This is a genomic window from Streptococcus pseudopneumoniae (genome assembly GCF_001074975.1).
Taxonomy (GTDB): Bacteria; Bacillota; Bacilli; order Lactobacillales; family Streptococcaceae; genus Streptococcus; species Streptococcus pseudopneumoniae_D.
Genome location: NZ_JUUO01000142.1, coordinates 1 through 7966, shown reverse-complemented (window position 1 = coordinate 7966; position 7966 = coordinate 1). Strand labels below are relative to the sequence as shown.

The 7966-nt window shown below is 38.1% G+C and carries 3 protein-coding genes; 1 reads left to right on the top strand and 2 read right to left on the bottom strand.

Annotation, left to right across the window (positions count from 1 at the left end; translation table 11 throughout):
- Positions 1-78 precede the first annotated feature (78 nt).
- On the top strand, positions 79-1644 hold the full coding sequence (locus tag ADI86_RS10660; protein WP_049532996.1) for an ATP-binding cassette domain-containing protein: 1566 nt from the start codon (positions 79-81) through the stop codon (positions 1642-1644).
- A 253-nt stretch (positions 1645-1897) separates the two neighbouring features.
- Here the strand turns inward: ADI86_RS10660 and ADI86_RS12500 are convergent, their stop codons facing one another.
- Both ADI86_RS12500 and ADI86_RS10650 read right to left on the bottom strand, forming a co-directional pair.
- Positions 1898-5422 carry a pneumococcal-type histidine triad protein gene (locus ADI86_RS12500; RefSeq protein WP_049532995.1) on the bottom strand — a complete coding sequence of 1175 codons (3525 nt, stop codon included), beginning with the start codon at positions 5420-5422 and terminating at the stop codon, positions 1898-1900.
- Positions 5423-5710: 288 nt separating this feature from the next.
- Positions 5711-7966: pneumococcal-type histidine triad protein (locus ADI86_RS10650; protein ID WP_049532994.1), on the bottom strand; the 2256-nt coding region annotated here is incomplete at its 5' end.

Below are 7966 nucleotides of genomic sequence, written 5' to 3'. Positions count from 1 at the left end.
ACAAAGTAGGCTCCATAATATCCATAGGGGATTTACCCACTACAAATATTATAGAGCCATAAAGTAGAGCTTTTTGTTATGCACTATCAACATTCTAGAAAGGGCAATCATATGATAAAAATCAATCACCTGACCATCACACAAAACAAAGATTTACGAGACCTTGTAGCCGACTTAAGCATGACCATCCAAGACGGAGAAAAGGTAGCTATTATTGGAGAAGAAGGAAATGGCAAATCAACTTTGCTTAAAACTTTAATGGGGGACGCTTTGCCTGATTTCACTGTCAGGGGAGACATCCAGTCTGACCATCAGTCTCTGGCCTATATTCCTCAAAAACTCCCCGAGGAGCTAAAAAATAGGACTCTACACGACTACTTCTTTTTAGATTCTATTGATTTAGACTACAGTATCCTCTATCGTTTGGCTGAGGAATTGCATTTTGATAGCGATCGTTTCGCTAGCGACCAAAAGATTGGGAGCCTCTCAGGGGGCGAATCTTTGAAAATTCAGCTCATCCATGAGTTAGCCAAACCCTTTGAGATTCTATTTTTAGATGAACCTTCAAACGACTTAGACCTTGAGACGGTTGATTGGCTAAAAGGTCAGATTCGAAAGATTCGGCAAACCGTTATTTTCATTTCTCATGATGAGGATTTTCTTTCTGAAACGGCTGATACTATTGTCCACTTACGACTGGTCAAGCACCGGAAAAAAGCGGAAACACTAGTAGAACATTTAGATTATGATAGCTATAGCGACCAGAGAAAGGCTAATTTTATCAAACAAAGCCAGCAAGCTGCTAACGACAAAAGAGCCTACGATAAAACCATGGAAAAACATCGGCGAGTCAAGCAAAATGTAGAAACTGCGCTTCGAGCTACTAAAGACAGTACTGCCGGTCGCCTATTAGCTAAAAAGATGAAAATTGTTCTCTCTCAAGAAAAACGTATTGAAAAGGCAGCTCAGTCCATGACCAAAAAACCACTTGAAGAGGAAGAAATCAGACTTTTCTTCTCAGATATACAGCCATTACCTACTTCTAAAGTCTTAATCCAACTGGAAAAAGAAAATTTATCCATTGGCGAGCGAATTTTGGTGCAAGAACTACAATTAACTGTCCGTGGCCAAGAAAAAATTGGTATCATCGGCCCAAATGGTATTGGAAAATCAACTCTGTTAGCCAAGTTACAGCAACTTCTTAATGATAAAAAAGAGATTTCGCTTGGTTATATGCCTCAAGATTACCAGCAAAAACTACAATTGGATTTATCCCCAATAGCTTATCTCAGCAAAACTGGTGAAAAAGAGGAACTACAGAAAATCCAATCCCACTTAGCCAGTCTCAATTTCAGTTATCCAGAAATGCAGCATCAAATTCGCTCCTTATCTGGCGGGCAACAGGGAAAACTCCTGCTTTTAGATTTAGTCTTGCGCAAACCAAATTTTCTCCTGTTGGACGAACCCACACGAAACTTTTCTCCCACTTCTCAACCCCAAATCAGAAAACTCTTTGCAACCTATCCAGGCGGTATCATCACTGTTTCGCATGACCGTCGTTTCTTAAAAGAGGTCTGTACGAGTATCTATCGTTTGACAGAAAATGGTTTGGAAGTCGTTGATTTAGAAGATTTATACTCATGAGGATAATTATTTGCTTTGGAGCGCTATTTGAACATTATAATAGGTGATACATCTTATGTTCACAGTCAAGTCAATCATTTCTTGTAATCAACTCTAAATAGACGGATAAAAACTACTTCTAACTATCAAAAAACGAGCACCTCCTCAGTTGGAAATGCTCGTTTTCTTATGTTGCCATGGTTTATAATTACAATGAGAAATGGGAAACAGCCTTGAATGGCAAAATCTCCTAAATCTCCGACTACCAACTTTTTTACTCTACTGGTTTTTCTTGATTTCCAGTACTTGTTGGAGATTCTGTTGTTTCCTTTTCTGAAGTTGATTCAGCAGGTTTAGAATCTGTTGCGTTGCTCGGTTTGTTTTCGTCGCTGGCAGTTTCACTGTTAGATTCCGCAGCTGCTGATGTTTCAGTTTCGGGACTTGTCTTATCACCATTTGCTTCAGCATTTGCTGCTGGAGTTGCTTCTTCAGTTACGCTTGATTTTGACTTGATTTCTTGATTCAAGACCAGAATAGCTTTTGTCAATTCAAGTAAAGCGGCTTTGTCCTTACTCTTGGCAGAAAGTTGATCTAGTAAAGCATCTACCTTATCAAAGTCCTCATCAGAACCCTTATTGTTTTCTAAGTAAGCGTGAAGCGACATGAGGATATCGTAGAGTTTTTGATAGAGTACAAGTGTCTGAGGATCTTGCTCAGTATTTTCTTTCTCTTGTTGAAGGGCACTAGCGATACGAGTCAAGACATCTTTCACCTGGCTGTTTACTTCATCCAAGTCTGCATCAGCCTTGTTTGTGGCAGCTTTGAGATTTTCTACTTCTTCTGCCAAAGATTGTCTGATACCTTCTTCTTGAATTTGTTCCAAGAGTTGAGTTGCCTTGCTCAAAAGACTTTCTACTTGCTCCTTGCTAACATGATTGACATGTTCTTCAGGCATAAAGTCTCCATACAATTCTTTCAAGAAGCCATAAATGGCTGTCTTGGCACTTTGATTATCAACTTTTTCAGTATCTAGAACTGTCTTAGTCGATTTAGCAGTAGTTGGTTGAGCTTTCAAAGCTTCTTCTACTTCTTGTTTTGCCTGATAGATACTTGGGAATAATTTGTTCAATTCTGCTGCCTTAAGGAAGGATTGAGATTGATACAAGGTCCAAGTCAACTGAGCTACTTTGTTTCGAAGTTCATCACTCAAACGACCGTCATTTACGTGTTCGTAGAAATACTTGATGTATTCTACAGTTGTAACACCTGTTCGATCATTAAAGTCTTGAAGAGCTCGAAGTTGTGATTCAACTGCTGCTAAAGCAGCCTCATCTTTTGCCAATTTAGCTTCTTGGAGTCGAACGAGAAGATCTTTCTTAGGAAGCCCATAAGAATCTGTATCCAGTGTATTTATTTTATCAATCAAGGCTTGATATTTCTTATCTAGAGCGCTTGTTTTAACAGGCTTGACACTTTCATCAATATGAATATATTGCTTATCAAAGAGATCCAGTGTTGCAAGATAACCTACTGTAGAGTTAGTTGCCAGTTTCTTCATGTTTTCAGTAAACTGACCTAAAGCTAACTCAATCTGTCTTTGTTCGATAGGCTTGTCTTTATAGATGTTTCTGCTTTCAGCTAGAAGTTGGTCTACTTTTGCCAAAACTACCTTCTCATCAAAAGCTCCAGGTTGGTAGTTGGATTGTAGAGCTGGAATCTTGTTTTTCAAAGCCACTTCAAAGCCCTTAGTTTGAACCTTGATGTAGTGATTATGGTCGCCATGAGGAATCACAAAACTACCATTTTCTACCTGCAAGCTATAAGGAGACACACCATCTCGCAAAGCAGTGGTATAAAGTTCATTTAGGAAATCAAGTTCTGGATTTCCAGTTTGAAGAGGAATACGAACGTGTTCTTTACGAACAGCATATGGATGGATATGAGTTGGATCGTAGGCTTGGTCTGGATTTCCAAAAACAAAGAATCCGTTTGAAATTCTAATAGCTTCAAGTGGAACGCCATAGGTCTTAGAAATGTAAGCAATCTTTTCTTCATCGCTAGCATCTCTTGAGAAAGACTCTACCGTTTTAGCAAGAGGTTTTACAGGCTCTGCATCATGATGTGTTTTTAAATGGTCTTGTGCATCCTTAATTTGATCAGCTGTCAAATCCTTCTTGAAGAAGTAATGATTGTGGTCACCATGACTCATGACAAATCCTTGCTCATCCTCACTGATGACACGGTTGGCATCAAAACCATGATCGTGTTCTTCACCATGATGGTGTCCATTATTATCTTCGTCGTGATCGCCATCATGTGCTGGTGTTGTTGTATTTGCCCCTTTCAAGTGATCTTGCGCAGCCTTAATTTGGTCTGCTGTCAAATCCTTCTTGAAGAAGTAATGATTGTGATCACCGTGACTCATGATAAAACCTTGCTCATCTTCAGCAATAATACGATTGGCATCAAATCCATGTCCACCTTCTTCATGTTCCTTATGTGAAGCACCTGGATTGGTTGGAAGAGATGGCGAAGGTGTTGCTAGACCATTGTTTGGAAGAGTCGGTTGACCAATTTGATTCGCCTTAAGGATGTAATGGAAATGATCACCATGTCTGACGATATAAGCTGTAGCTGTTTCTTCAACGATATCTTTTGGATTAAAGATATAGCCATCAGAAGTTGAAGAGAGTTCCTTACTTATCGTTGAAGAAGAAGGATTGTTTGAAAGACTTCCAAGACTAGACGCTACTTTATTAGGTTTTTCATTTGTAGAAACTGTAGAACCAGTTCCGCCTATAGGCACCATTCTGGCAATCTTTTCTTCTAAAGCAGAGAGTTTGCTGTAAGGAATAAAGTGATAATGGTCGCCATGCGGAATCGCAACTCCATTCGGTGTACGACTGACAATCTTAGCAGGGTCAAAGACTAAGCCATCTGATTCACTGTAACGTTGGTCGCTAGGTGAATCATAGAGTTCTTTCAATAGACTTTGGAGATTTTCAACTTTGCTTTCTGGCTTGCTAGTTGATCCGTGTGCTACAGATTGCGTGTTATTGTCACTAACTGTTGAAGAATAGCTTAACTGACTCGGTTGCGTATTTTTCCCAGCTAGAATAGCTTTGGCTGCTGCTAATTCACTAGCAGACAAATCACTTTTTGGAATGTAGTGATAGTGACCTCCATGAGGAACGATATAGGCATCACCAGTATCTTCAATAACGTCAGCTGGATTAAAGACATAACCATCATCTGTTGTATAGCGTCCCTGAGACCTTGCTACAGCAACATCAGAGCTGACCTTCTCCTTATCTTTGACATGTTCTTGTTTTTGACGGTTGATTTCATCTTTGGTTCGAACATTATCAGCATGAGCTGTATCTTTCAGGTAGACATAATACTTTCCATCGACCTTGATGATATAACCACCCTTGACTTCATTGACAATATCAGCATCTTTAAGTTGATAGTTTGGATCCTTCATCAGAAGTTCTTCACTAAAGAGGGCATCATAAGGAACTTTCCCATTATAGTAATGATAGTGATCACCGTGTGATGTAACATAACCCTGATCTGAAATCTTGATAACAATTTGCTCAGCCTGAATTCCTTCTTTCTGGCTAACCTGATCTGGTGTCAGGTTTTCAGTTTTCTGACTTGACTGGCTGCCATCCACATAAGAGACACGATTATCGTCCTTATTTTCCTGCGAACGATGCTGATTTAGCGCATAAGCGCAAAGACTCAAAGATACGATAACAGCTGATCCAGCTGCTATATATTTTTTACTGAATTTCATAAATCCCTCATTTCAATAAATGATGAAGCTTTTTAACTTCTTTTGCTTGGTTAAACAGTTTTTTCTAAACTGGTTATTTAACCAATTAATTAACCAGTAAATAGTTTACCTTTTTTAAGCTTATCTGTCAAGATTTTTAGTGAAAGAGAATCAAATTATTACTTTAAGAATCCTTTCTTCATTTTTTAGACATGAAATTTCATCTTTTTATTAACAAATAAAAGGACATTGTTCTATCCAATAATAGAACAATATCCTTTCAACTAGATGATCATTAGTCAAAATATTCTAAGGTTTTATTTGCTTAAGAGTTTTAATATCATAAGTTACTAAATCCCCATTCTTATTATAAAACTGAACTCCTTCTGATGAAAAAATAAGATTTTTAGAATCAATTTGAGCAATTTGTGCTACTTGATTTATATGATTTTTTAAAGTATCCTTATCTAATCCATAATCTGGTATATCATCATAATCATCTTCTTTGTTTTCTGTATGTGATTTTTCTTCTTCACCAACTTTTTCGACTGAAGGATTGCTGCTAGTCGCATCTGCCTCATTTTGAGATTTATTATCCTTTGGTTGTTCATCGACTTTGTTTGAATCCGTTGCATCTTTCTTTGTTTCCGATTTCTTATCTGAGGAAACTGAATGTGAATTAGAAGACTCATTTGTTGTTTCTTTTTCTTCATTTCTTTTAGCTATCAACTCTTGAGCTTGTTTCCACTCTTTATCTGATAAATCAGATTGATTGATATTTCTCAATGAATCACCGCTAGCTTTTGGAATACTGAAAGATTTATCTGCCCAAATATAGGTTCCCTTTGCCAATACATCCTGTGGATCAAAAATATATCCATCAGGAGTTGCAAACTTGCCTTCTTTAAGTGCTTTCTGAACTTCTTCCGCAGAATGGATAATTTGCCAGTTCTGCATTCCAGGCCGTTTTTCAATAGGAGTTACATTAGCAATAACAGAGCCAGCATCTTCATGACCTGGTTTTGACCAAACTTCAGGACGCACATCAGGGTGCTGCATTACATATTTTATAGTTGCTATTTGCTCACTACTTAACCAAGAATATGGTACGACATGAATATGATCGATATGTGGAATAATGAAGGAAGTTCCAGTATCATACGTAGTATTGGCTGCATGCATAGGCAAGCTAGATACATCTACAGCCAATCTTGGCTTAATTTCTGTTTCTACAATATCATAACGATAGGTATCTTTATCTTTGAGCATTAGTTCCTGCTCAGAAAAAGCTATTTGAGTAAGATCTAGTTCTTCACGTGAATAAAAATAATCTTTATCACCTTCATTGATTATATAACCAATTTTACTATTTCTAGAAACTTTATTCGTTACTTTTTTATAATCAAACTTTGGTTTTTCCTTCTCATCTGAGTGAATTGAAGAAACGATGTCGTCTGGATTTTTACCAGTTTCTTGAATCCATTTGGCAACTTCATCCAATTCGAATTGTTCTAATTCACCATATCCCATATAATGGAAATGATCTCCGTGTCTGGCAATAACACCTGATTTATCAACAGAATCGATTGAATTTTTGCTAAATATGTATCCATCACTAGTATCATAAGGTTTACCATCTAAACCTTTTCCATAAGCTTTGATTGGTTGTCCTAAGAACTTATGAACTACTTCCTTTGATACTAAAGGTTTAATATCTGTACCAATTTGATTTAATCCATTTTGCCCTTTTAACGGAATCATTCTTGCAATCTTCTGCTCTAAATCAGACATTTGCGAATAAGGAATAAAGTGATAATGGTCTCCGTGAGGCACTGCGACACCGTTAGCTGTACGTTTGATGATTTGTGCCGGATCAAAGACTAGACCATCAGATTCTACATGTCGTTCTGATAAAGGTTTGGCATACAATTCACGTAAAAGTCTTGGAATGTCATCTCCTTGGTCTTGATGATAAGTTGGCGTGACATTCAGATTAGGAGTCTCTGTCAAACTTGGTTGGGCTGGATTTGTATCATTGCTATTTGGTTTACTTGAACTTGTAGCAGAATGTGAGCCCTGTTTACCATTCCAATAAGCTTGAGCAGCAGCCAATTCTCCTGCAGACAAATCACTCTTTGGTATATAGTGGAAATGATTGCCGTGCGGTACAACAAAAGCATCTCCTGTATCTTCAATCACATCTGTCGGACTAAAGACATACCCATCATCCGTTGTATAGGCTCCTCCAGTTCCTCGATTCGGTGCTGGCGTATTGAGATTAAAGTTTGGTTTAATGGTTGAACTTGGTTTCTCAGTACTGCTTGGTTTCGTATTGTCAGCATGACTTTGAATTGGCTGACCTCCAATTGGCAGATTTCGAGCCAATTTTTCTTCCAAGGCAGACATTTGCGAATATGGAATGAAATGGAAATGGTCTCCGTGAGGGACTGCGACACCATTGGCTGTACGTTTTGTAATCTGTGCTGGGTCAAATACCAATCCATCAGACTCCACATGACGTTGGCTAAGTGGTAAAGCGTACAATTCTTGAAGAAGACTAGCTAA